Source organism: Kutzneria viridogrisea DSM 43870, from assembly GCF_000525635.1.
In the GTDB taxonomy this organism is placed as follows: domain Bacteria; phylum Actinomycetota; class Actinomycetes; order Mycobacteriales; family Pseudonocardiaceae; genus Kutzneria; species Kutzneria viridogrisea.
Map to the genome: position 1 here is coordinate 3,252,729 of NZ_CP007155.1, position 24,059 is coordinate 3,276,787.

General features: G+C 71.7%; 20 protein-coding genes. 14 read left to right on the forward strand and 6 right to left on the reverse strand.

Going from position 1 to position 24,059, the window contains the following annotated elements; genetic code table 11:
• Window positions 1–2 precede the first annotated feature (2 nt).
• Window positions 3–1,070 (forward strand): EstA family serine hydrolase, encoded by a 1,068-nt coding sequence (locus tag KALB_RS14635; protein ID WP_025356462.1) that lies wholly within the window; start codon window positions 3–5, stop codon window positions 1,068–1,070.
• Between the two features lie 83 nt (window positions 1,071–1,153).
• On the opposite strand, the gene KALB_RS14640 is transcribed toward KALB_RS14635, so the two are convergent.
• Window positions 1,154–2,215, reverse strand: coding sequence for a PA2928 family protein (locus KALB_RS14640; RefSeq protein WP_025356463.1), 1,062 nt, complete (start codon window positions 2,213–2,215; stop codon window positions 1,154–1,156).
• 418 nt (window positions 2,216–2,633) lie between these two features.
• Between KALB_RS14640 and KALB_RS14645 the strand changes: the two genes are divergently transcribed.
• Window positions 2,634–3,452 (forward strand): class I SAM-dependent methyltransferase, encoded by an 819-nt coding sequence (locus KALB_RS14645; RefSeq protein ID WP_025356464.1) that lies wholly within the window; start codon window positions 2,634–2,636, stop codon window positions 3,450–3,452.
• Here KALB_RS14645 and KALB_RS14650 read toward each other — a convergent pair.
• The 4 genes from KALB_RS14650 to acnA form a co-directional block, all read right to left on the reverse strand.
• Window positions 3,442–5,313, reverse strand: a complete 1,872-nt coding sequence (locus KALB_RS14650) for a hypothetical protein (protein ID WP_025356465.1) — start codon at window positions 5,311–5,313, stop codon at window positions 3,442–3,444. The two genes, KALB_RS14645 and KALB_RS14650, sit on opposite strands and share 11 nt — an antisense overlap.
• Window positions 5,310–5,528, reverse strand: coding sequence for a hypothetical protein (locus KALB_RS14655; protein WP_025356466.1), 219 nt, complete (start codon window positions 5,526–5,528; stop codon window positions 5,310–5,312). The genes KALB_RS14650 and KALB_RS14655 overlap by 4 nt, the downstream gene beginning before the upstream one ends.
• Window positions 5,529–5,642: 114 nt before the next feature.
• Entirely contained in the window at window positions 5,643–5,927 is a 285-nt protein-coding gene (locus KALB_RS14660; RefSeq protein WP_042220355.1) for a helix-turn-helix transcriptional regulator, read from the reverse strand.
• Between the two features lie 227 nt (window positions 5,928–6,154).
• Window positions 6,155–8,908: an aconitate hydratase AcnA gene (gene acnA, locus KALB_RS14665; protein WP_025356467.1), complete on the reverse strand. Its 2,754-nt coding sequence runs from the start codon at window positions 8,906–8,908 to the stop codon at window positions 6,155–6,157.
• Window positions 8,909–9,095: 187 nt separating this feature from the next.
• On the opposite strand from acnA, the gene KALB_RS14670 reads away from it, so the two are divergent.
• The 9 genes from KALB_RS14670 to KALB_RS14705 all read left to right on the forward strand — a co-directional run bounded on the left by KALB_RS14670 (window position 9,096) and on the right by KALB_RS14705 (window position 20,806).
• The gene (locus KALB_RS14670) at window positions 9,096–9,788 is read left to right on the forward strand and encodes an ATP-binding cassette domain-containing protein (protein ID WP_236650351.1); all 693 of its coding nucleotides are present in this window, start codon (window positions 9,096–9,098) and stop codon (window positions 9,786–9,788) included.
• Entirely contained in the window at window positions 9,785–10,432 is a 648-nt protein-coding gene (locus tag KALB_RS14675) for a hypothetical protein (protein WP_025356469.1), read from the forward strand. The genes KALB_RS14670 and KALB_RS14675 overlap by 4 nt, the downstream gene beginning before the upstream one ends.
• Window positions 10,433–10,878: 446 nt before the next feature.
• Window positions 10,879–11,979 (forward strand): phospho-N-acetylmuramoyl-pentapeptide-transferase, encoded by a 1,101-nt coding sequence (gene mraY / locus KALB_RS14680; protein ID WP_148309470.1) that lies wholly within the window; start codon window positions 10,879–10,881, stop codon window positions 11,977–11,979.
• A 266-nt stretch (window positions 11,980–12,245) separates the two neighbouring features.
• Window positions 12,246–13,745 carry a VMAP-C domain-containing protein gene (locus KALB_RS14685; protein WP_025356471.1) on the forward strand — a complete coding sequence of 500 codons (1,500 nt, stop codon included), beginning with the start codon at window positions 12,246–12,248 and terminating at the stop codon, window positions 13,743–13,745.
• Window positions 13,742–14,788 (forward strand): AAA family ATPase, encoded by a 1,047-nt coding sequence (locus KALB_RS14690; RefSeq protein WP_025356472.1) that lies wholly within the window; start codon window positions 13,742–13,744, stop codon window positions 14,786–14,788. Before KALB_RS14685 ends, KALB_RS14690 begins: the two co-directional genes overlap by 4 nt.
• Window positions 14,788–15,279: a hypothetical protein gene (locus KALB_RS43900; protein WP_148309471.1), complete on the forward strand. Its 492-nt coding sequence runs from the start codon at window positions 14,788–14,790 to the stop codon at window positions 15,277–15,279. Before KALB_RS14690 ends, KALB_RS43900 begins: the two co-directional genes overlap by 1 nt.
• A complete protein-coding gene (locus KALB_RS43905) occupies window positions 15,276–18,833 on the forward strand; it encodes an SAV_2336 N-terminal domain-related protein (protein WP_148309472.1) in 3,558 nt (1,185 codons plus the stop codon). The genes KALB_RS43900 and KALB_RS43905 overlap by 4 nt, the downstream gene beginning before the upstream one ends.
• A 3-nt stretch (window positions 18,834–18,836) precedes the next feature.
• Window positions 18,837–20,015 carry an ArsB/NhaD family transporter gene (locus tag KALB_RS14700; RefSeq protein ID WP_030108523.1) on the forward strand — a complete coding sequence of 393 codons (1,179 nt, stop codon included), beginning with the start codon at window positions 18,837–18,839 and terminating at the stop codon, window positions 20,013–20,015.
• Window positions 20,012–20,806 (forward strand): alpha/beta fold hydrolase, encoded by a 795-nt coding sequence (locus KALB_RS14705; protein ID WP_025356474.1) that lies wholly within the window; start codon window positions 20,012–20,014, stop codon window positions 20,804–20,806. Before KALB_RS14700 ends, KALB_RS14705 begins: the two co-directional genes overlap by 4 nt.
• Window positions 20,807–20,868: 62 nt before the next feature.
• On the opposite strand, the gene KALB_RS43910 is transcribed toward KALB_RS14705, so the two are convergent.
• Entirely contained in the window at window positions 20,869–21,903 is a 1,035-nt protein-coding gene (locus tag KALB_RS43910; RefSeq protein WP_025356475.1) for an effector-associated domain 2-containing protein, read from the reverse strand.
• Between the two features lie 144 nt (window positions 21,904–22,047).
• On the opposite strand from KALB_RS43910, the gene KALB_RS14715 reads away from it, so the two are divergent.
• From KALB_RS14715 to KALB_RS14725, 3 genes are all read left to right on the forward strand, one after another.
• Complete coding sequence (locus KALB_RS14715; RefSeq protein WP_025356476.1) at window positions 22,048–22,659, forward strand: Crp/Fnr family transcriptional regulator; 612 nt, start codon at window positions 22,048–22,050, stop codon at window positions 22,657–22,659.
• A gap of 97 nt (window positions 22,660–22,756) precedes the next feature.
• The gene (locus KALB_RS14720; protein ID WP_025356477.1) at window positions 22,757–23,098 is read left to right on the forward strand and encodes a hypothetical protein; all 342 of its coding nucleotides are present in this window, start codon (window positions 22,757–22,759) and stop codon (window positions 23,096–23,098) included.
• Between the two features lie 143 nt (window positions 23,099–23,241).
• Complete coding sequence (locus KALB_RS14725) at window positions 23,242–24,042, forward strand: SIR2 family NAD-dependent protein deacylase (RefSeq protein WP_030108519.1); 801 nt, start codon at window positions 23,242–23,244, stop codon at window positions 24,040–24,042.
• Window positions 24,043–24,059: the final 17 nt, after the last annotated feature.

Consider the following 24,059-nt stretch of genomic DNA (forward strand, 5'->3'; position numbering starts at 1 on the left):
ACATGAGCGTTCAGGACACGATCGACGAGTTGGTCGCCGAGGGCGTGGAGACCGGCGTGCAGGTGGCCGTCTACGAGCACGGCGAGCTGGTGGTCGACGCGGTGGCCGGTCTGGCCGACCCGGCCACCGGGCGGGCGATGACCCCGGACACCCCGATCTTCAGCACCTCGACGGGCAAGGGCATGACCGCCACCGTGCTGCACATCCTGGTGCAGCGCGGGGTCTTCGGCTACGACACGCCGGTCACCGAGCTGTGGCCGGAGTTCGGCGCGCACGGCAAGCAGGCCGCGACCGTGCGGCACGTGCTCACCCACGCGGTGGGCGTTCCCGGGCTGCCCGCGGACACCACGCCCGAGGACCTGGCCGACTGGGCGCGAATGTGCGAGGTCCTCGCCGACGCGGAGCCGTGGTGGGAGCCCGGCACCCGGACGGGCTACCACGCCATCACCTTCGGCTACCTGGCGGGCGAGCTGGTGCGGCGCGGCACGGGCAAGCCGATCGACCAGGTGCTGCTGGAGGAGGTCGCCGCCCCGCTCGGGCTGTCCCAGGAGCTGTACTTCGCCGTGCCACCGGCCGAGCAGGCCCGCCTGGCCAGGCTGGTGCCGGGCGGTCCGCCGATGGACGAGGCGACGATCCGGCAGCTGACCGAGGCCATGCCGCTGCTGTTCAAGGCGGCGCCGCCCGCGCTGCAACCGAGCGCGGAACTGTACAACCGCACCGACTTCCTCTCCGCCAACGTGCCCGCGGGCGGCACCGTCACCGCGCGGGGCATCGCGCGCATGTACGCCGCGCTGCTGGGCGAGGTGGACGGCGTGCGGCTACTCACGCCGGAGACCCTGGACCTGGTCAGTGCCGTCGCCATCGAGGGCACCGACCAGGTCTTCGGCAACCCGGCGCGGCTCGCGCTCGGCTACGCGGTGATCGGCGGCGCCCTGGGCTGGTCGGGCGCCAACGGCAGCCACGCCGAGTTCGACCCCGCGACGGGCCGGACCTTCGCCGTCACCAAGAACCGGTTCGGGGCCGGGGATTTCAATACGGTCGAGCGGGTACGGGCCGCGCTGGCAGGCTGATCAGCCCGCGAAGGTCAACACGAACTCGTGCCAGCGGTCAGCCCGGACCTGGGGTGCACACGCCGGTGCCAAGACCCCGAGCCTCAGGTGGGGTTGCCGAAGAAGTCCGTCGCCCCGATGCGCGAGGCCGTGAGGTGGCCGTCAGCGCCGAGCACGACCAGGGTTTCCCGCGTTGCCAACACTGTTCCTCCCCCGGGCAGCGCGATTGCCTTGGCGGGCGCGGAATCCACGGTGAGCGAGCCGGTCACCGCCCCGGTCGCGAGTGAGACGGCGCTGAGCGCGGCACCGGTGTCGTTCACGGAACGGTTGTGCGCGACCAGCACGCTCCCGGCGCCGTCTCCGACCGCCCGCGGCCCGTCGACCACGACAGCCGCCTGCTGGAACACGGCGCCACCGATCGGGATCGCCCGGCCGTCAGCCGTGACGCGGACCAGCACGCGCCCGGGCGCGCCTGCTGGCCGTGCCCGCACCTCGACGCGTTCGCCGGAGCCCAGGGTTGCCTGCGAGGCCGTGGCCCCCGGCGAGGTGATCCGCGCACGGTCGGGGGCCAGGGCGCTCGCCCAGGTGGTGGCGTCCTCCTCGGTCGGCTTCGCCACCAAGGTGTCCAGCGGGATGGCCAGGATGGTGCCGTCGGCGTTCATCGCCACCACCCGGTGGCGCCGCGCGTCGTACCCGTAGGCCGAGCGCTTGGCAACGAAGGAACCGCCCAGGCCCGCCACCCCGTCGCCCCTGGCGGCGATCGACCCGTCACGAATGTCCACAATGGCCAGTCCGGAGTCGGTGGCGAGGTAGGCGTAGCGCTGTCCCGCGGCCAACACCGTCGCCTCCCAGACCAGTCGGTCGGACAACTGGGTGTCCCAGCGCACCTTGCCGGTGGCCGGATCCGTGGCGGCCAGCCTTACCTGGAACATGTCCTCGGTCATCAACTGGAACATGCCGCGCGGGCCATGCCGCTCGTAGGGCACCAGCACGAGATCGCGTCCGTCCACTGTGGCTGATCCGATGCCGGTCTGGACGGTGATGTCAGGCTCGGGCGCGACGAGGTAGGACAGGCCGAAGAACAGGAAGCAGAACAGCAGTGGCGGGAGGAGTAGCAGCGACAGCCCGGCGCGGCGGCGGATGGACGGTTTCTGCGTTCGGTACACGGCTCGCTCCTCGCTGCGTCTCGGTCATCGCGCGACCAGACTGGGGCCGCCGAACCGCCTACCGATCCCAGGAACCCCGCCCATTGGCGCGTGGCGGGGGCAGCGCCTCCACCGGGGCGGGGCTCGCAGGTCTGAGGGCGGAACTCGCTGGTTCCAGGGCGGGGTTCGCGCTTCCCAGAGCGGGACTCGCAGGCCCCAGACCGGGACTCGCGCTTCTGAGGCCGGGACTCGTGCTCCCCCAGGGCGGGACTCGTGCTTCTGAGGGCGGGACTCGCTGGCCCCAGACCGGGACTCGCGTTCGCCGGGCCGGGACTCGCCCTCCCCAGGCCGGGACTCGCCCTCCCCAGGCCGGGACTCGCGTGCACGTGGGCGGGACTCGCGGGGAAAATCGGTGGCGGGGGCGTGCGAGGCTGTGCGGGTGGGCGACTACGTGGCTGTCAACAGGGCGAACTGGGACGAGCGGGCGGACCTGCACGCGGCCTCGGCGGGGTACGGGTTCGCCCGTTTCGTGGCCGATCCGCACCACCTGAGCGACGTGGTCCGCTTCGACCGGCCCCGGCTCGGTGAGCTGCGCGGCCTGCGGGGCGTGCACCTGCAGTGCCACATCGGCACGGACACGCTCTCGCTGGCGAGGCTGGGCGCGCACATGAGCGGCCTGGACTGCTCCGGTGCGGCCCTGGCCAGGGCGCGCGAGCTGGCCGCGGCCACCGGCACGGAGATCGACTACCGGGAAGGCGAGCTGTACCAGGCGGTCGAGGTCCTCGGGGCGGGCGGGTTCGACCTGGTCTACACCGGCATCGGGGCGCTGTGCTGGTTGCCGGAGATCAACCCCTGGGCGCGGGTGGTGGCCGACCTGCTGCGACCGGGCGGGCGGTTGTTCCTGCGTGAGGGGCACCCCGTGCTGTGGGCGATCGACGAGACCCAGCCGCAGCCGACCCTGGGCTACCCGTACTACGAGCACGCCGAGCCGCTGGTCTTCGACGAGCCGCAGACCTATGTGGACACCGAGCGGCCGCTGGCGAACTCCGTGACGCACAGCTGGAACCACGGGCTCGGCGAGATCATCACCGCGCTGCTGGCGGCGGGCCTGCGGCTGACGGGCTTGGTGGAGCACGACAGCGTGCCCTGGCAGGCCCTGCCCGGGCAGATGAGCGTGGACGAGGCGGGGGAGTGGCGGCTGACCGACCGGCCAGAGCGGCTGGCCGCCAGCTACACCCTGCAGGCGGTCAAGCCATGATCTGCTCGGCGGCGGCGCTGAGCCCCACGGCGTAGGCCCAGTCGCCGCGGGTGTCGGCGTGCCAGGCGGTCCACCGGCCGCTGCCGTCGGTGCGCAGCAGCAGGAGTCGGTCCACGTGTTCCTCGGCCGCCTCCGGCACGTCCAGGTGGGCGGCCATCGCGCGGAAGTTCGCCCACCGGGCGGGGAGTTCGGCACCGGGGTGCGGTGGCAGCACGAAGACCGTGCGGTCCAGCGCCGCGCAGGAGACGATCGTCTCCAACTCCCAGGACAGGCCCTCGGTGATCGTGGCCGGTGCGGCGCTGACCACGATCAGGGCGCTGGCCCTGATCCGCTCCTTGACCGTGTCCTGCCAGTCCTCGTGTGACAGCGACTCCCGTGCCGCGCCCAGCGGCGACCGGGACTGCTCGGGGTTGTTCACCGCGGTGACCGGCCCGAAGCTGGTCAGGTAGCGGACCAGCACCTCCTCGAAGGGCTCGAACTGCTGGAGGCCGACCTTGTCCAGCGCGGACTTGCGGGTCAGCGGGCTGGTGCGGACCGTCACCTCGTCGTCGGCGAAGTTGCGCAGGTAGATGATCGGCGCGCGGCTGTCGGTGCGCAGCCGCTCGCGGGTGTCCAGGGCCGCGAGCCGTCGTGCGTGGCGGTAGCAGGCGCTCATCGCCAGCGCGAGCAGCACGGCGGCCACGGTCAGGTCCGCGACCAGCACGGGAACCGACATGAGCCGCAGCGGGCGCAGCACCGTGGAGTCGGCGACCACGGTGGGGTCCCAGCGCAGGTCCGGGCCGATGGCGTCGGTGCCGATGAGCCGGAGCACGACCCCGACACAGAACACGTCCATGATCGCCAGCACGAGCAGCCCGACGGCGGCGCAGTACCAGAGCGCGGCGGCCCGCCGGTTGCGCCCGGTGCTCACCTGCGAGGCGGCGTGCCTGCCCCAGAGCCGCCTGCTGCCCGGCTGGTACCGGCGGCCGAGCACCAGCCGGTAGGCCAGGAAGGCGAAGGCGAGCCCCTTGACCACCGGGTCCAGCGGCACCGCGAACACCACCAGGAACGCGATCATCGTTGTCCAGAAGCGGATCCTGGCGTCACGGGCCAGTTTTCGCGCGCGCGGCCCGGTGTCCTGCCAGACCAGCTCCTCGCGATCAGCCGGGGCGGCCGAGGTGGCCCGCAGCCCTCGGCGGCGGTTGCGCAGCACGCCGACCAGTTGCACGAACAGGATCAGCCCGAAGGCCAGCAGCGAGCTGGCGGTGCTGAACTCGGTGAGCTGGGCGGTGGAGTCGACCGGTTTCACCGGCCTGCCAGGGGTTCCCGGCGTGCGCTGCCACTGGAGCAGCGCCAGGCTGCGCAGGGTGGGCGAGGGCGGTGCGCCCGCTCGCTGCGAGGAGGCCACGGTGACCTGGACCGTGAACTCGCCCCTGCGGAACAGGATCTGGGACAGCCAGGTGCCGTTGACCTGACCGCTGCCGACCACCCCGTACGGGATGCCGGGCAGTTGTTCGACCCTGAAGTGCCGTGCCGCGAACTCGTTGCTGACGTTGAGCTGGTGCAGTGCCGCCAGCCCGAAGGGGTTGCAGCGCTCGACGCGGACCGTGAAGCGGTGGTCCGGGTTGCCGTCGTTCCAGGTGCGCATGGCGTCCTCGCAGCGGTAGCCGCGCGCGGGGTCGCTGCCCAACTGGTCCGGGCTGTGCGGTGCGGGCTGGTCGGCCACCGGCAGCAGACCGGCCACGTCCTGGTCGGTGGCCAGCAGGGCGGCAGGGGCGATCGCGTTGTCCCGGTCGACCGGGGGTGCCGCCGCCATGCTGACCCAGGAGAGGGCGGCCAGCACCGCGAGCACGAGGCCGAACGAGATCCAGCGGGCCCTCACAGCGCCCTTTTGCTTGCCAGCGACCAGAAGTAGCGGCCGAGCGGGGTCAGGGGCGCCTCGCGGTACAGGCTCGGCGCGGTGACCTTGCCAAGGTGGTCGGCGTCCCGTGCGTTGGCGAACAGTTGGGTCAGCTTGGCCCGCACCAGCGTCCTGGTCACTGGGCGCAGCGCCGCCATCTCGTACTCGTCGATACCGACGAGAACGGCACGTCTCATGTCGACTCCTCACAGCCACCGGGACTGTTCGGAGTGGCGGGGCGTTGTGTTACGCCCGGACCTGTGTGCTGGGTGACAATTCGTTCGAGCTATGTTTCTGAATTGTTTCGCGAATCATGCCCCGCTGTCGTGTGAACGCTGCCTTGGCACGATGTGACGAGAACGACGTGCGTTCACGGCGGCCGACTCCCACTTGTCCTTCGGGTAGCCCAGCACCTCGCTGAGCCAGCCCCGCCAGTACGGGCCGGGAATTCGCTTTCCCCGCTCCCAGCGCGACACCTCCTCGCGGGTGATCGCGTCGTTGTCTGACACACCGGCCAACTGAACAGCCAGCTCGTACTGTGTCAGGCCGTGTTCGGTCCGCAGGTGGACGATCAACTCCGAGATCGTGGACTGCACGAGAGACTCCTAGGACATGTTTGTGGGATTCGTGTTGCGTATTGCCAGCCTATCGAGCCCGGTCAAGTCCTTGCGTGCGCCGAAGCGGTGACTTCCCGGACTTGTTTTCACAGTGCTCACAATGGAGCAACGCACTCATCCCGTTGTTGTGACCTAGGTCCCTGGAAAAGACGGCGGGGCCGCCCCGGCACTGCCGGGACGGCCCCGCTCACGCGGCCTGGTGGAACTCAGCCGTTGACCATCTTGCGCAGCACGTACTGCATGATGCCGCCGTTGCGGTAGTAGTCCGCCTCGCCGGGGGTGTCGATGCGCACCACGGCGTCGAACTCGACGACCTTGCCGTCGGTGCCGGTGGCGGTCACCTTCACGGTGCCGGGGGTGCGGCCCTCGTTCAGCTCGGTGACGCCGCTGAAGTCGAAGGTCTCGGTGCCGGTCAGGCCCAGGGACTTGGCGCTCTCACCGGCCGGGAACTGCAGCGGCAGCACGCCCATGCCGATCAGGTTGGAGCGGTGGATGCGCTCGAAGGACTCGGCGATCACCGCGCGCACGCCCAGCAGGCTGGTGCCCTTGGCCGCCCAGTCCCGGGAGGAACCCGAGCCGTACTCCTTGCCCGCCAGCACCACCAGCGGCACACCGGCGGCGAGGTAGGCCGCCGAGGCGTCGAAGATGGTGGTCTGCTCGCCATCGGCCAGGAAGTTGCGGGTGAACCCGCCCTCCACGCCGTCCAGCAGCAGGTTCTTCAGCCGGATGTTGGCGAAGGTGCCGCGGATCATGACCTCGTGGTTGCCGCGGCGCGAGCCGTAGGAGTTGAAGTCCCTGCGCTCGATGCCGTGCTCGGTGAGGTACTTGCCCGCGGGCGAGTCGGCCTTGATGGAGCCCGCCGGGGAGATGTGGTCGGTGGTGACCGAGTCGCCAAGCAGGGCCAGCACGCGGGCACCGCTGATCTCGGTGACCGGCTCCGGCCGCAGGCCCATGCCCTCGAAGTACGGGGGCTTGCGCACATAGGTGGAGTCGGCGGCCCACTCGAAGGTCTTGCCGGTGGGGGTGGGCAGCGACTGCCAGCGCTCGTCACCGGCGAACACGTCGGCGTAGTCCTTGGTGAACATCTCGGCGGTCACCGCGGTGGCGATGACCTCGGCCACGTCCTGCGGGGACGGCCAGATGTCGGCCAGGTAGACGTCCTTGCCCTCGGTGTCGGTGCCGATGGGCTCGGTGGTCAGGTCCAGGTCCATCGTGCCGGCGAGGGCGTAGGCCACCACCAGCGGCGGGCTGGCCAGGTAGTTCATCTTGACGTCGGGGTTGATCCGGCCCTCGAAGTTCCGGTTGCCCGACAGCACCGACACGATGGTCAGGTCGTTGTCCTGCACCGCGGCCGAGATCTCCTCGGGCAGCGGGCCGGAGTTGCCGATGCAGGTGGTGCAGCCGTAGCCGACCAGGTGGAAGCCCAGCTTCTCCAGGTACGGGATCAGCCCGGCCTTCTCGTAGTAGTCCATGACGACCTTGGAACCGGGCGCCATGGTGGTCTTCACCCAGGGCTTGCGGTTCAGGCCGCGCTCCACTGCGTTCTTGGCCAGCAGGGCCGCGCCGATCATCACGGACGGGTTGGAGGTGTTGGTGCAGGAGGTGATCGCCGCGATGCCCACGTGGCCGTGGTCCAGCGTCGTCTCCGTGCCGTCCTCCAGGGTCACCGGCACGAGCTTGTGCGGGCGGGCCCCGTTGGCGCGGGAGTTGTGCGAGGGCGCGTCGCTGGCCGGGAAGGACTCCTTGAGCTCCTCGTCCACCTCGTCGTACTTGACGTAGTCACGCACGTTGAGGTGGAAGCGCTCCTTGGCCTCCGACAGCGAGATGCGGTCCTGCGGGCGCTTGGGCCCGGCGATGGAGGGCACCACCGTGGACAGGTCCAGCTCCAGGTTCTCGGAGTAGACCGCCTCGGCGGAGGGGTCGTGCCACAGGCCCTGCTCCTTGGCGTACGCCTCGACCAGTGCGACCTGCTCGGCGCTGCGGCCGGTCAGCTTCAGGTAGTCGACGGTCTCGCCGTCGATCGGGAAGATGCCGACCGTGGAGCCGAACTCCGGGCTCATGTTGCCGATGGTGGCGCGGTTGGCCAGCGGCACCGCGGACACGCCCGAGCCGTAGAACTCCACGAACTTGCCGACCACGCCGTGCTTGCGCAGCATCTCGGTGATGGTCAGCACCAGGTCGGTGGCGGTGGCCCCGGCGGGCAGTTCGCCGTGCAGCTTGAAGCCGACCACGCGCGGGATGAGCATGGACACCGGCTGGCCCAGCATGGCGGCCTCGGCCTCGATGCCGCCCACGCCCCAGCCCAGCACGCCGATGCCGTTGACCATCGTGGTGTGGCTGTCGGTGCCGACCACGGTGTCCGGGTAGGCCTGGCCGTTGCGGACCATCACCACGCGGGCCAGGTGCTCGATGTTGACCTGGTGCACGATGCCGGTGCCGGGCGGCACCACCTTGAACTCGTCGAAGGCGGTCTGGCCCCAGCGCAGGAACTGGTAGCGCTCCTTGTTGCGCTCGTACTCCAGGTCCACGTTGCGCTCGAAGGCGTCGGGGCGGCCGAAGATGTCGGCGATCACCGAGTGGTCGATGACCAGCTCGGCGGGGGCCAGCGGGTTGACCTTGGACGGGTCGCCACCGAGGCTGGTGACGGCCTCGCGCATGGTGGCCAGGTCGACCACGCAGGGCACCCCGGTGAAGTCCTGCATGATCACGCGGGCCGGGGTGAACTGGATCTCGGTGGACGGGTCCGCCGAGGGGTCCCAGTTGGCCAGTGCGCGCACGTGGTCGGCGGTGATGTTCGCACCGTCCTCGGTGCGCAGCAGGTTCTCCAGCAGGATCTTCAGGCTGTACGGCAGGCGCTCCGCGCCCTCGACTGCGCTCAGCCGGAACACCTCGTACGAGGCGTCCCCAACGGTGAGCGTGCCACGGGCGCCGAAGCTGTCCTTGCTCGCAGGTGCAGTCACGTCAAACTCCATCGTGCGACGGCGCTGGTCAGTTCGGGATGTCAGGGTCCGAGTGTCGCGCACCTTGGTGGGGTGCGCCGCCGGGGCCCCGTGCTGCTTTAACAGTACGCTTGTCCTGTATACGGGTTCAAGTGGGGTCCCGCGCTCTGGCAGTATGGGTCGCGGGGGAGGGGTGTCCTTGATCACGGTGAGCGGGCTGGTCCAGCGCTACGGGCGCGGTCCAGAGGTGCTGCGCGGTATCGATCTCGAACTGCCGCCGGGACGGCTCACGGTGCTGCTCGGCGAGAACGGCTGCGGCAAGTCCACCCTGTTGAGGGTGGTCGCGGGCATCGTGTCGCCCACCCGGGGGACCGTGCGCGGGCGGCCCCGTTCGGTGGCCTTCCTGCCCGAGCGCTTCCCCGATCAGCTCCGCCTCTCGCCAAGGGCCTACCTGCGCCACTTCGCGCGGATGAGAGGCGCGCCACACGGCGGCCAGGAGCAGGTCCTGGACCGCCTGGGATTCGTCGGCGACCTGGACGCGCCCGCCTCGGAGCTGTCCAAGGGCAACGCCCAGAAGCTCGGCATCGCCACCGCCCTGCTCGTCCGCGGCTCACTGCTCGTGCTGGACGAACCCTGGGCCGGGTTGGACGTGGCGGCCCGCGCGGTGCTGGGCGAGCTGGTGACCGAGGCGGTGGCCGACGGGGCGACCGCGCTGGTGACCGACCACACCGGGCTGGCCGCCGCCCTGCCCGGGGCACACGTGCTGCGGATGCGTGCGGGCCTGCTGTGGCCCGAGGACGGTGCGGACCTGGTGGAACTGCTGGTGCGCTGCACACCCGAGGCCGCCGACCGGTTGGGCAGGCTGCCCGGGGTACACGCGGTGCGGCCGGTGACGCCGTGATCCGCTACCTGCTTGCCGACCTGCTGCGCTCCCAGCGCTTCGTGCCGCCGTTCGTGCTGTTCGCGGCGTGTATCGGGGTGCTCTACGGCGGGGACCCCGGCAACGCCCGGCCGGTGTATGGGGTATCCACGCTGCTGGTGTTCCCGCTGTGCGCCTGGCTCACCGTGATCGTGGCCAACAACGAGGACCCCGTGCAGCGGCGCATCACCGTCGCCGCCGTGGGCGGTTGGCCACGCATGCTCGGTGGCCTGCTCGGCGCGGGCGCCGTGAGCGGTGGCGTGCTCGTGCTGCTCGCCGTCGCCGTACCACCGCTGATCAACTTCCACCACCCGTACCAGCTCGAGGACCTGGCCGTCGCCCTGGTCGCGCACCTGATCAGCCTGTGCGTCGGGCTGGCGCTGGGCCTGGTCTGCTCCCGGCCGCTGATCCCCACCACCGGCTGGTCCCTGCTCGCCGTGCTGGGCGCCTGCCTGGTGCTGATCGTCAGCAACGACGTGCCGCCCGTCGGGCCCACCGCCAAGCTGCTGTTCGACCCCACCCGGCCCCCGGCCACGCTGTTCCTGCTTGGCCAGGGCGCCGTCGCGCTGGCGGTCCTGCTCCTCGCGCTGGGCGCCTGCCACTGGCTGGGCCGCCGGCGCGGGTGACCGAACCCGTCCGTGACCGGTCACGGACTACCTGATTGGCCGCCGCCGCGACGGGCCGTGCCGCCGTTCGGCCCACCCGAAGGAGGCCGCCAGGCGGGTGGGTTGCTGGAGACGGGTGATCGTGCTGCTCCCTTCGCGTACACGCGCACAAGGTGGCCCCGTGGGATTCCGACATTACGAGTAGGGGAAGAGGTCAGTCGTCCACGACAGGGGAGGCACCCGTGACCAGGTCGAAGCACGACCCACGTCCGTGCCCGCAGGAACCCGATCTGCCCATTCCGTACCCCCGCAGGCCGCTGGTCCTGGCGGGCTGATCGCCCAGCGCCCGGCCCCTGCCCAGGCGCTGGGCGGTGTCGTGAAAGTGCCGTTCAAGACATCTAGTGTCGCAAACGGCACTTTCACGACACCGCACCGTCGCCCGAGCCCGCTCAGTACGATCACCGGCGATGAACAACGTCTTCGTGGCGGCGGGGCTGGCTTCTGTGGCCGCGGTCGTGGCACTGGTGGTGTCGGTGCTGCTGACGCCCTACCTGATCAGGGTCTTCTCGCGGCAGGGCTTTGGCCAGGAGATCCGCGAGGAGGGCCCGAGCAGCCACAAGTCCAAGCGTGGCACGCCCACGATGGGCGGCGTGGCGATCCTGGTGGCGATGTGGGCGGGCTACCTGGCGGCGCACCTGGTGATGCTGCTGGCGGACTCGGCCGAGCCGCCGACGGTCTCCGGGCTGCTGCTGTTGCTGCTGACCACCTCGCTGGGGCTGGTCGGCTTCCTGGACGACTTCATCAAGATCCGCAAGCAGCGCAACCTGGGCCTGAACAAGACGGCGAAGCTGGTCGGGCAGCTGCTCTCGGCGGTGGTCTTCGCGGTGCTGGCGGTGCGCTTCGCCGACGACCGCGGGCTGACCCCGGCCTCGCTGGACCTGTCGTTCATCCGCGACCTGGGCACGATCTCCTTCGGCCTGGTCGGCTTCGTGGTCTTCTGCTACCTCGTGGTCGGCGCCTGGTCGAACGCGGTGAACCTGACCGACGGCCTGGACGGGCTGGCCGGGGGCACCTCGGCGATGGTGCTGGCCACGTACGTGATCATCTCGTTCTGGCAGTTCCACAACACCTGCCTGAAGTCGGTGCCGGGCTGCTACGAGGTGCGCGACCCGCTGGACGTGGCGGTGGTGGCCGCGGCGGCCATGGCGGGGTGCGTCGGCTTCCTGTGGTGGAACGCGGCCCCGGCCAAGATCTTCATGGGCGACACGGGCTCGCTGGCGCTGGGCGGACTGGTCGCCGGGTTGTCCGTGGTCAGCCGCACCGAGCTGCTGATGGTCATCATCGGCGGCCTGTTCGTGGTCGAGGTCCTGTCGGTTGGCCTGCAGGTCGTGGTGTTCCGCACGAGTCGGCGACGATTGTTCCGAATGGCGCCATTCCACCACCACTTCGAACTCGGCGGCTGGCCGGAAACCACGGTCATCATCCGCTTCTGGTTGTTGTCGGCGACCTGCTGCCTGTTCGGCCTCGGTCTGTTCTACGCGGATTGGTCGACCGCACGCGGCCTGTGAACCGCTGGTTGGCGCGCGGGTCACCGCTTCCCCTTCACCAGGTGACCCGCGCGCCGGCTCGGGCGGCGCTGTTAACGCGTTGTGCCGGGTTGGGAACGTAGCGTGGCTGTCCACGCAATTCCCGATTTGTCACCCGAAGTTCGCAGCACGACCCCGGCGTATGTGTCATATGACACACACGAATGGAAGCCTTGCGGTTAGCCTTTTGCGACATGCACGCGCGCGTGGCCATTGGCCGCAACGGGGGCGCGCGGGGAGGAGGGGGCGTGACCGGAGCCGGCCGTCCGAGGCTGCCGATCCCGGTGCGCGACGAACTGGTCGATCTGCTGTTGGGTGTGGACGAGTTGTGGGAGGACAACGTCCGCGCGCTGCTGGAGTCCGACCTGCGCGAACGGCTCAGCCCGGAGTTCTACGTGCCCAGCCACAGCGCGGTGCGCCGCTACGTGCTGGCGCTGCTCGACCAGTGCCAGGAGCACCCCGGCGGGCTGCGCAAGCTGCTGGAGGCCGTGCGCGCGCTGAGCCCCGGCCACTATCTGCTGGACGAGATCGCCGACCTGATCGCGCTGCACGTGCCGCTGGAACTGCTGCTGCCCGCCGAGCGCACCGCATTGCGCCGCCTGCTCACCGGGCTGACCGTCGAGGTGGACGTGCTGGCGCTGCACCGCGCCGCGGTCGGCCCGATCGGACCGCCGCTGACCGTGCCGCCCACCGACCTGCTGGCCGTGCTCGACGAGCTGGCCAACACCATGTGCCCGCCGGGTCAGCTGCCGCCGCTGTTCGTGTTCGTCGAGCACGTGGCCTGCGCCGTGGACGGTGGCGGCTACACCGCGGCCGCCCTGCGCCAGTGGAACTCCGACGTGGCACACCGCTGCGAACTGCCCCCGCAACTGCTCGCGGTGGCCCGTGAGGGCGCCCACTCGCGGGTGGAGAAGCCGCCGGGCCGTCCCGCGCTGCTGGTGCAGGTCGAGGAGGACGGCCTGGACCCCGACCGGTACCAGCTCTCGGTCTGGCTGTGGTTCGACCACACCGCCTGCGAGAGCCTGTTCCGCGAGGACCGCACCTACGAGCTGTCCGAGATCCCGGACGTGATCGACCGCCTGCTGCTGGACTGCGGGGAGCGGCTGCCCGCCGCCGAGGCGGACCTCACCGTGGAGTTCATCCTGCCGCACCGGCTGCTGGTGGCCCCGGTGGACAACTGGTTGATCAGTTCGGACAGCCCGTTCCGCCGCGAGGTCGGTGTGGACTTCCCGGTCGTGGTGCGCAGCCTGGAGCGGCTGCGCAACCGCTCGCTCTCGCTGCGCGCCCAGTGGCGGGCGAAGTGGCGCTGGTTGCAGGAGCAGAGCGGGCAGCGACCGGGGGAAGGCGTGCGCTGGGTCGGCGAAGAGGAAGGCGCCGACCCAGCGCGCTTGTTCCGCGAACTGGCCGGGGAACAGCCGGTCTGCCTGGCCTGGGACCGGACCCCGACACCGGAGCACCAGAGCGCCGACTCGGTGCTCGGCGCCGCGATCTTCGCGGGCACCCCGGTGGCGCTGTGGTGCCGCGAGGACCACGGCGCGGGCGGCCACGAGCAGGCGGTGGAGCTGCTCACCGGCGGCTCCCTGCTGCGGCTGCCCGACCACGCGCTGCGCGCCCGCCAGGAAGCGGGTCTCGGCGGCGCGGACCACTGCGGCCACCACCTGAGCCTGCTCTGGGACGACCCGTCCCGTCTGCCCGAGCCCGACCTCGGGCTGTCCGCACCGACCGCGAGCGGAGGATCCACGCCGTGACTGGGGACCAGGACTGGCTCATCTACCGGGGTACCGGCGAGCCGCACGACGGGATCAAGCGGCTGCCGCCCCCACCGCGCTGGCGGGAGTTCGGCGGCGGCCCGCTGGTGGACCCGGTGCTGGGCGCGGACAGCTCGGGCGGTCGCCGGCTGGGCGAGCGGGAGCGGGCCGCCAGCTACCGGGCCGACCCCGAGGTGGTGGAGATCGTCAACGCGGCGCTGTACCTGCGCAGGCCGCTGCTGGTGACGGGCAAGCCCGGCACCGGGAAGTCCACGCTGGCCTACAGCATCGCGCACGAACTGGGCCTGGGTCCCGTGCTGCGCTGGCCGATCACCAGCCGGTCCACCCTGGAGCAGGGACTGTACCGCTACGACGCGATCGGCAGGTTGCAGGACGCCAGCCTGCGGCAGAACGGGGCGCGCACGATCCTGCGCCAGGTCGGCGGCGGGGACGCCAGCCCGCCCTCGATCGGGCGCTACGTGCGGCTGGGCAAGCTGGGCACCGCGATGCTGCCCCAGCGCAGGCCCAGGGTGCTGCTCATCGACGAGATCGACAAGTCCGATGTGGACCTGCCCAACGATCTGCTGAACGTGTTCGAGGAGGGCGAGTTCGAGATCCCCGAGCTGACCCGCCTGCCCGACGACCAGTCGGTGGTCGAGGTGATGATCGCCGACGGCACCGACCAGGTCGCGGTGCACCGCGGCCGGGTCCGCTGCAACGCCTTCCCGGTGGTGGTGCTCACCAGCAACGGCGAGCGCGACTTCCCACCGGCCTTCCTGCGCCGTTGTCTGCGCATCGACATCCGCACGCCCAACCGCGAGCAGCTCACCGAGATCGTGGCCGCACACCTTGGCGAGCACACCGTCGCCGAGTGCGCCGAGGTGATCGACCGCTTCCTGGACGACCGGCGCACCGGGGACCTGGCCAACGACCAGCTGCTCAACGCCATCTACCTGGCCACCTCCGGGGGCCGCCCGCAGGAGGAGACCCGCGGCCGTCTGCTCGACGCGCTGCTGCGGCCGCTCAACCAGCAAGGCTCGTGATGCTCGGCGAGCTGGTCGCCGCACTGGCCGCCGCCCGCGTGCAGCTCAGCGGTGAGGAACTGGCCGACGCGCTGTGGCTGGCCGGTCACCTCGACCGGTCCGAGCCCGCCGGCCCCGGCGAGCCTCCGGCGCGGCAGCAGGAGCCGCGGCCCGAGCAGCCCGCCGAGTCCGAGGCCGAACCGGGTACCGGTGCCGGTCGGCGCGAGCCCACCGGCAGTGGTGCGGGCCGTCCCGCGCCGGGCGCCTCGCAGGTCCCCGGCTCATCGGCCGCCGTGCACCTGCCCGGCAGGGAAGCCGGTGACCGGGTCAGCGGCCTTCGGCTGCTCAGCCCGGCCGCCCCGGCCGTACCGGAGAAGCTGGGGCTGTCCAGGGCGCTGCGACCGCTCAAGCGCCGGGTGCCCGACGCGCGGTCGCTGGTCGTGGACGAGGACGCCACCGCCGCGCGCATCGCCGACACGGGGTGTGGCTGCCCGAGCGCACACCGGAGATGACGCGCTGGCTGGACGTGGCACTGGTGGTGGACGCCGGCGCCTCGATGCGGATCTGGCGCCGTGCCGCCGGGGAACTGCGCGTGCTGCTGGAGCGCATGGGCGCGTTCCGCGACGTGCGGGTGTGGGAGATGGACACCGGTGCGGCGCAACCGGTGCTGCGCAAGGCGAGCGCCCCGTCCGGTGCGCCCGCGCGCAGCCCGCGCGAACTGCTCGACCCCGGCGGGCGCCGACTGGTGCTGCTGTTCAGCGACTGCGTGGCCGCGGGCTGGCGGTCCGGGGCGATGAGTGAGCTGCTGACCACCTGGAGCGCCCACGGGCCGGTGGCGATCGTGCAGCCGCTGCCACAGCGGCTGTGGCACCGCACGGGAATCGTGCCGGTCCCGGTGCGGTTGCAGGCGGTCCAGTCCGGGCTGGCGTACCCGAAGCTGCGGTACCAGGCGCGCAACCAGGGCTTCGGTGCCGAGGAGCTGTCCGGTACCCCGGTGCCGGTGATGGAGCTGGACGCGCGCTGGATCTCCCAGTGGGCCGGCCTCGTGTCCGGGGACAACCGGGGCTGGGTCAACGGGGTCGTCATGCTCGCCGGGGACCGTCACACCGAGGAACCCTTGCGGCAGCCCGATGTCGCGCCCTCGACCCCGCTGGAACGCGTGCAGGCGTTCCGTTCCTCGGCATCGCCGGTGGCCTTCTCGCTGGCCGCCTACCTGTCCGCCGCCCCGCTGAGCCTGCCCGTGATGCGCCTGGTGCAGCAGACGATGCTGCCCGACTCGCGGCCCGCGCACCTGGCCGAGGTCTTCCTGGGACAACTGTTGCAGCGCATCGGTCCCGAGCGGGCCGGTGAGCACCCCGACGAGGTGGAGTACGACTTCCACCCCGGGGTGCGGGAGACCCTGCTGGGCACCCTGCGCCGCACCGAGGCGCTGCGCGTGTTCGGCATGGTCTCCGAGTACGTGGCCGCCAGAATGGGGCAGCCACTGGACTTCGCGGCGATGCTGGCCGACCCGTTCGGCCATGGCGGGCCGCTGATCGGCGCGGGCAGCCGGCCCTTCGCCAGTGTCGTGCACAGCGTGCTGGAGGCGCTCGGGCCGCCCTACGCGCAGGCCGCCCGGCGGTGGAGCGAACTGCTGCCCGCCGAGGACGGTGCGGAGCACAGTCCCTCGGTGGAGCTGACCCCGTTGGACGCGGTGGAGGGCGAGGAGCCACTGGAGGAGGCACCCGCCACCGTGCCGGTGCCCACCGAGGTCTGCCTGAGCTACCACCCCAGGGACCTGCCCTGGGCCGAGTGGCTGCGCTGGGAGCTGGACCGGCTCGGCTACGCCGTGGTGATCCGCCCGCTGGCCGAGGTGTCCAGTCCGGACGGTCTGCGCAGGCTCGCCGCGGAAGCCTTGGAGCACGGGCGTTTCGTCGTGTCGGTGATCTCGGCGGGGACCGTGGCGCTGCCCTATGCCGGCGAGGCCTGGTTGCAGGCCCTGTTGGACTCCCCGGGCAGCGGGCTGCGCGTGCTGGCCTGCACCGTGCACGCGGGCTTGTTGTTGCAGGAGATGGTGGAGCGCATCGACGGGGCCACCTTCGAGGACCGCGACGCCCGCACCGCGCTGTCGTCCATTGTGGACTGTCTGCGTCGGGCCGGTGCGCGACCCGCCCACCAGGGACCGCCGGAACTGCTGCGGCTGCCCCCTCCGCCCTACCCCGGTGACGACACGCACCTGGCCGGACCCGGGGCGCAGGGCCCGGTGTGGGTGCTGGCCGAGGTGCGCTCCGCGGAGCGGGCCCTGCTGGCGCGCGGCGGGGCGGACGGGGCCGTGCGGCTGATCGACGTGCCCACCGGGCAGACCGTGCGCACCCTGGCGGGGCACACCGGGCCGGTGCGCGTGCTGGCGACCATCGCGGCGCGGCCGGGCGAGGAGCACACGCTGATCGCCAGCGGTGGCGTGGACGGCATCGTGCGCACCTGGGAACTGGCCACTGGCGTGCTGCTCAAGGAGACCCGGTTCCTGGAGGGCGAGGTGTGGGCGCTGGTCGCCGTGCGCTCCGGGGACCGCACCTACCTGGCGGGCACGGGCGCGGGCAGCACGATCCAGTTGTGGGACCCCGAGTCCGGGCAGCGGCTGCGCACGCTGACCCGGCGGGGCGGCCGGGTCTGGGCACTGGCGGCGGTGCCCTTCGGCGAGCGCGAGCTGCTGGCCAGCGGCAGCGCGGACGGCACGATCCGGTTGTGGGACACCGACACCAGTGTCGTGCTGCGCACCATCCAGGCACACCGCAGCACGGTCTGGGCGCTGGCCACGATCACCGTGGCCGGGCAGACCCTGCTGGCAAGCGGCGGGGCCGACGGCATGATCCACCTGTGGAACCCGCGCTCCGGGGCGCTGGTGAACTCCTTCGTCGGCCACGTCAGCACGATCCGCACGCTGGCGGTCGTGCCCACCCCCGAGGGCGAGCTGCTGGCCAGCGGCAGCGCGGACAGCACCGTGCGGCTGTGGAACCCGCACACCGGCAACGACGGGGTGCAGCACCGGTTCGGCCACCACACCGGCGAGGTCTGGGCGATGGCCCCGGTCGAGGTCGGTGGCCGGGTGCACCTGGCCAGCGGGGGCGTGGACGGCACGATCCGGCTGGCCGACCCGGTGACCTTCCAGACCGACGAGCTCCAGTCGGTGCGCTCCAGCGCGGTGTGGGCGCTGGCCTCGGTGCAACTGCCCGACCGCACCCTGCTGGCCAGCGGCGCGCTGGACGGGGCGGTGCACCTGCACGAGCTGTCCAGCTACGCCGAGGAGCGCACGCTCACCGGGCACCGCAGCACGATCCGCGCGCTGGCGGCCGTGCCCGGCCCCGGCCCGGTGCTGCTGGCCACCGGCTCCGCGGACGGCACCGTGCGGGTGTGGGACGCCGACACCGGTGAGCACCTGTCCACCAGGGCCGAGCACACCGGCGAGGTGTGGACGGTCGCCCCGCTGCTGATCGCGGGGGAGCGGCACCTGTCCAGCGGCAGCGCCGACGGCACGATCCGGGTCTGGCCGGTGGACCGCTCTGGGCCGACCACCGTGCTGCGCGGGCCCAACGCCGAGATCGCCTCGCTGGTGGCCTTCGAGGGGCTGGCCGGTGCGCTGCTGGTCAGCGCGGACAGCGACGGCCGGGTGCTGATGTGGGACCCGGTCAGCGGTGAGGTGCACCGCAGGCTCGGGTCCGAACTGGCGGGTGTGGTGGCGCTGACCGTGGTGCAGGAGCGGCTCGCCGCGGGCTGCCAGGACGGCACGATCGCGCTGTGCGACCCGGACGGCTCGGTCCGCCTGCTCGACGGCGGGACCGGGTACGTCGGGGCGATGGCCCCGGTCCGCGTGGGCGGCAGGCTGCTGCTGGCCAGCGGGGGCTTCGGTGGTGTGGTGCAGTTCTGGGACGTGCGGGAGGGCAGGTTGGCCGGATCCTTCCACGCGCACGCGGGTACTGTTCGCGCGTTGACCGGGGTGCTGGTGGACGGCCAGCCGATGGTGGCCAGTGCCAGTGATGACGGCGACTTCCTGTTGTGGGACCCCGTGTCCCGGATGACGGTCAGGTGAGAAGTGCGGCGTCTGTCAGTGCTCGACTGGATCGCGATCGGGCTTTTCCTGCTGGGACTGGTGTTCCTGGCCACCGGGCTGCTGCCGGTCGGGCAGGCGCAGGCCACCGTGGCCAGGATCGCGCCGATCCTGGTGTTCCTCGGCGCGGTGATCGTGCTGGCCGAGCTGACCGCCGAGGCCGGGGTGTTCGACGTCATCGCGGTGCGGCTGACCATCCTGGCGGGCGGCAGCTTCGGCGCCCTGTTCGTGTTGTGCGTGCTGTTCGCGGCGATCACCACCGCCACGCTCAACCTGGACACCACCGCCGTGCTGCTGACCCCCGTCATGCTCGCGGTGGCCCGTAAGCTGGCGATCCCCGGTATGCCGCTGGCGATGACCACGGTGTGGCTGGCCAACACCGCGAGCCTGCTGCTGCCGGTGTCCAACCTGACCAACCTGCTTGCCATGAACCGGGTCGCGCTGAGCGCCCCGGAGTTCGCCGCCCGGATGGCGCTGCCGGAACTGGCCTCGGTCGCCGCCACCGCCGGGTGCCTGTGGCTGTTCTACTGGCGCCGCAAGCGCCGCGGCATGGACCGCTACGAGCCACCCGCGCCCGCCCGGCCGCGGGACCGCGTGCTGTTCGGGGTGTGCTCGGCGGCCTGCGTGGTGTTCGTCGGCGGTGTGGTCACCGGAGTGCCGCTGGAGATCGTCTCCCCGGTCTGCGCCGCCGTGGTCGCACTGGTGTTCCTGCTGCGGTCCCGGTCCTCGCTGCGCTGGGGCCTGCTGCCCTGGCGGCTGCTGGTGTTCGTCACCGGGCTGTTCCTGGTCGTGCAGACCATCAGCGACCACGGGCTCGCCGGGATCGTGCACGCCGTGATCGGCTCGGACCCCGGCGGGCCCGGGGTCTTCCGCGCCGCCGGTGCCGGTGCGGGCCTGTCGAACCTGCTCAACAACCTGCCCGCCTACGCCGCCGGCGAGGCCGTCGTGCCCTTGGCCAACCACGAGCAGCTGCTCGGGCTGCTCATCGGCACCAACGTGGGCCCGATCGTGGTGCCCTGGGCCTCGCTGGCCACCCTGCTCTGGTACGAGCGCTGCCAGTCCGCCGGGGTGTCGGTCAACTGGCGACGCTTCCTCGGCACCGGAGCCGTCACGGCGCTGGCCTGCCTGGTCGCCGCCACCGGTGTACTGGTGCTCCAGGCATGATCCGCGAGGACTCGTTGCCCGGCGGCCTGCCCTGCCTGACCGTTGGCTCCGGTACCCCGCTGGTGTACGTGCCCGGCACCGCGGTCGAACACCGCAACCCCACCGGACTCGCCCGCCGCATCGCCATCAGCACCCTCAAGCCCTTCGCTGACGCCGGGTTCGCCGTGCACCTGGTCAACCGCCGACCCGGGGTACCCGAGGGCTACGCCATGGCCGACGCCGCCACCGACTACGCCACCGCCATCCGCGAGCGGTTCGGGCGTCCCGTGCACGTGCTCGGCCACTCCAGCGGCGGATCCCTTGTGCTGCAACTGCTGGCCGACCACCCCGAGGTCATCGACCGCGCCGTCGTCGCCAGCGCCGCCTACCGGCTCGGACCCGTCGCCAAGCGGGCCCAACTGGGCTGGGCACACCGCCTGCGCGCCAACCGGCCCGGCTACCACCTGCTCGCCCCCGGCATCACCCGCAACCCCGTGCTGCGCCCACTGCTCACCGCCGCGATGTGGGCCGTCGGCTCGCTCACCAAGCCCCGTGACGCCACCGACCTCATCCGCATGCTGCTCGCTGAGGACGCGTTCGACGTCCACGACCGCCTGCCCACCGTCACGACCCCCACGCTGGTCATCGCCGGTGCCCGCGACTACTTCTGGACCCCCGACATGTTCGCCGAGACCGCTCGGCTCCTGCCCCGTGGCCGCCTCGTCCTGTACCCGAGGATCGGCCACAGCGTGAACGTCAAGCGCCAGTTCTACCGCGAGGTGGTGCGGTTCCTGCGCGCCGAGACGCCATGAAGGTGCCGTTCGCGACACCCAACGTCCCGAACGGCACCTTCATGACACGTCGGCGGAGCCGGTCAGTCGCCGACCAGCGCCCCGAGCACGCGCACCACGGCCACGTGCAGGTCGGCCAGGTCCAGGGTGTCGCCCTCGGTGCGGGCGACCGCGGCCAGCAGGGCGCCCAGGCCGCCGTTGCGGTTCAGGCAGGTGCGGACGATCTCCAGCACGTCACGGCGCGGCACGGGGCTGCGGGCGATCGAGGTGCGGATCTGCACGGGCAGTTCCGCGAGGACCACACGGCGGCTGGCGTCCTCGCCCATCGCGGGGACGAGCAGCAGCGCGTCGGTGAGGGCGTGCACGGCGTCGGCAACGGCGATCCGCCCGCCGGGGGACCAGTGCTCGCGCGCGGCGTCGAGCAGGGCGGGGGACTGGCGGATCGCGAGCACCAGCTGCCCGGCGAGGCGCTCACCACCGGGCACGGGCACGTCCTCGCCCAGCCACACCGGCAGCGAGGGCGTGAGCGCCCCACTGGGCAGCCCACCGGGCACGAACATCCACGCCGTGCCGGTGGTCTCCTTCTCCGACACCGACACGCGCAGGTAGTTCTCCGGCGCGGCGGCGGGCACACCGAGCACCACCTCGGCGTAGAACTGCTCGGAGGTGACCAGTGCCAGGGGGCCGCTGGCCTGGCGCAGCCCCTGCTTGAGCGGCGCGCAGTCCAACAGCCGGAACGCGTGGATCACGGCGGCGCTGGTGGCCCCGGCCCCGTCGAAGTGCACCTGCCCGTGGTGCAGCGCCACCCGCAACCGGATCCGGGCCCCGTCGGCGTGCCTGCTGTTGTGCAGGCGCAGCCTGGCCTCCATCGCCGTGGGCAGCGGGTGCACCAGCGACTGCTCGGGCACCTCGGGGCCCAGCAGCACCAGCGTGCCGTCCCCGGTGTCGTTGACGAAGCACCGATCCAGGTCCACACCGATCTCGGACAGCGACTCGCGCAGGATGGCCCGCAACCGGTCCCGTACCACTTTCCGGTGGTCCTCGCTGCGATCCGGACCGCTGAACCCCTCCACGTCCACCACCAGGATGCCCCGGTGCGCCGCGTGATCGTGCCCCATTCTTCACCACTTCCGTGGATTCGTCCTTGCGCCGCTCCGTATTGTCGACTGCGGCCGGCATCGGTCAACTTCGGGGAGGAGATCGAGCTGAGCGCCGCATCGAGCACGTTCTGGGCACGACTGTCGCCTACCGAGCAGGCGGCGGTGCGGGCCGCCGCGACCAGACGGCAGTTCGCGCCCAACGCGATGATCACGGGCCAGGGCGAGGATTCCAAGCAGTTCTACGTGGTGCTGCACGGGCAGATCCGGGTCATGGCGGGGTCCGCGCACGGCCGCGAGGTGGTGCTCGCGGTGTGCGGACCGGGCGAGATCCTCGGTGAGCTCTCCGCCATCGACGGCCGGCCCCGCTCCGCCACCCTGCAGGCCGTGGACACCGTGGACGTGCTGCTCATCCCGGACGCGCGGCTGCCGAGCCTGTGCGACGCCTACCCGCGCATCGCCTGGTCACTGCTCCAGGTGGTGGTGCGCCGCCTGCGCGACACCGACCAGCAGCGCGCCGAGTACAGCGGAGGTACTTCCACCCAACGGGTTGTCGCGCTGCTGCTGGACCTTGCCGAGCGCTGGGGGCAGCAGGTTGCCGACGGCGTCCGCATCGACACCCCTGCCACACAACAGAAGTTGGCGGAGACCGCGTCCACCTCGCGGGAGTCCATGGCCAGGGTGCTGCGTTCGCTGCGCGCGAAGGGCCTGATCACGACCGGGCGCAGGTGGATCGTCATCCACCGATTGGCTGATCTGCGCGCCATGGGGCGCTGAGTTCCCCGAGGTGTGTCACCTGACGCAGTAGCACAACCGCGTCGGGGATACAACTTCAGTACCGCCAACACAAGGCGGTACGAGGAGGGGACCGAAGATGAGCAGCCAGAACTTCCGCCCGGCGTCGAAGTCCTACGGCCGGGTCTTCGCCAGGGTCGTGTGGACCGCGCTGTTCTCCGCAGTGCAACTGTGGGCCATCGTGGTACTGCTGACCCAGCTCCACGTGGACGGGGTGGTGGCCGTCGCGCTCGCCGCGGTGATCAGCGGCGCCGTGCTCGCCGCGCTGTCGGGCTGGCAGGAGGTGCGCGAGCACAGCAGGCTCGCCGCGAGCGAGGAGCAGCGCCCCACCGAGCCGGTCGAGTGGACGAGGGACCACACGATCGAGCAGATCTTCCCGGTGCGCAAGCGGATCCCGGGCCGTGACGAGGTAGCTGTCTGACCGCACACGACCACCTGGCCACCGGTGTCGGGGTGCCGGTCGGCCAGGTGTGCAGGGGGAGGGGGCCACGACGCCGGCGGAGCGATCCGTCGGCGTCGCGGTCTGAACTGGACACGACGGCGCGGGTGGCGTAGCCAAGGGGGATGACGAGCCAACAGGCCCTGGAGCTGGTCGGTGCCGCGCGGCGGGTGTGCGTGCTGACCGGCGCCGGGGTCTCCACCGATTCGGGCATCCCCGACTTCCGGGGGCCCAACGGGGTGTGGACCAGGGACCCGGAGGCCGAGCGGATGTTCACGCTCAGCGCCTACCTGTCCGATCCGGACGTGCGCAGGCGGAGCTGGCTCAACCGTGCGGAGAACCCGGCGTGGGCCGCCCAGCCCAACGCGGCGCACCGCGCGCTGGTCGAGTTGGAGCGGTCCGAGCGGCTGCGCGCGTTGCTGACCCAGAACATCGACGGGCTGCACCAGCGGGCGGGCTCGGATCCCGGGCTCGTGGTGGAACTGCACGGATCCCTGTACGGCACGCAGTGCATGGACTGCGACGCGCGCGGGTCGATGGCCGAGGCGCTGGACCGGGTCCGTGCGGGTGAACCCGATCCGCCGTGCCTGGTCTGCGGCGGCATCCTCAAGGCGGCGACCATCTCGTTCGGACAGGCGCTGGACCCGGTGGTGCTGCGCAGGGCCAGGCAGGCGGCCCTGGACTGCGACCTGCTGCTGGCGGCCGGGTCCTCGCTGAGTGTGGAGCCGGCGGCGGGGCTGGTGGGGCTCGCGGCGAAGGCGGGCGCCGCCGTGGTCATCTGCAACGCCGAGCCCACCCCGTACGACGAGGTGGCCGACGCGGTGGTCCGCGAGCCGCTTGGCGAGGCGCTGCCGGAACTGGTCGCGGCCCGCTCGACCCGCCCACTGGGACGATTCAGCACTTGGGGCGATCCCTCAACCTGGTGAACGCGGCTAGGGTCTGG

Coding starts and splice junctions, on each gene's coding strand:
- KALB_RS43910 (WP_025356475.1), bottom strand. CDS start 21,903: ATGGGGCACGATCACGCGGCGCACCGGGGCATCCTGGTGGTGGACGTG.
- KALB_RS14720 (WP_025356477.1), top strand. CDS start 22,757: ATGAGCAGCCAGAACTTCCGCCCGGCGTCGAAGTCCTACGGCCGGGTC.
- KALB_RS14635 (WP_025356462.1), top strand. CDS start 3: ATGAGCGTTCAGGACACGATCGACGAGTTGGTCGCCGAGGGCGTGGAG.
- KALB_RS43900 (WP_148309471.1), top strand. CDS start 14,788: ATGCTCGGCGAGCTGGTCGCCGCACTGGCCGCCGCCCGCGTGCAGCTC.
- mraY (WP_148309470.1), top strand. CDS start 10,879: ATGAACAACGTCTTCGTGGCGGCGGGGCTGGCTTCTGTGGCCGCGGTC.
- KALB_RS14705 (WP_025356474.1), top strand. CDS start 20,012: ATGATCCGCGAGGACTCGTTGCCCGGCGGCCTGCCCTGCCTGACCGTT.
- KALB_RS14725 (WP_030108519.1), top strand. CDS start 23,242: ATGACGAGCCAACAGGCCCTGGAGCTGGTCGGTGCCGCGCGGCGGGTG.
- KALB_RS14655 (WP_025356466.1), bottom strand. CDS start 5,528: ATGAGACGTGCCGTTCTCGTCGGTATCGACGAGTACGAGATGGCGGCG.
- KALB_RS43905 (WP_148309472.1), top strand. CDS start 15,276: ATGACGCGCTGGCTGGACGTGGCACTGGTGGTGGACGCCGGCGCCTCG.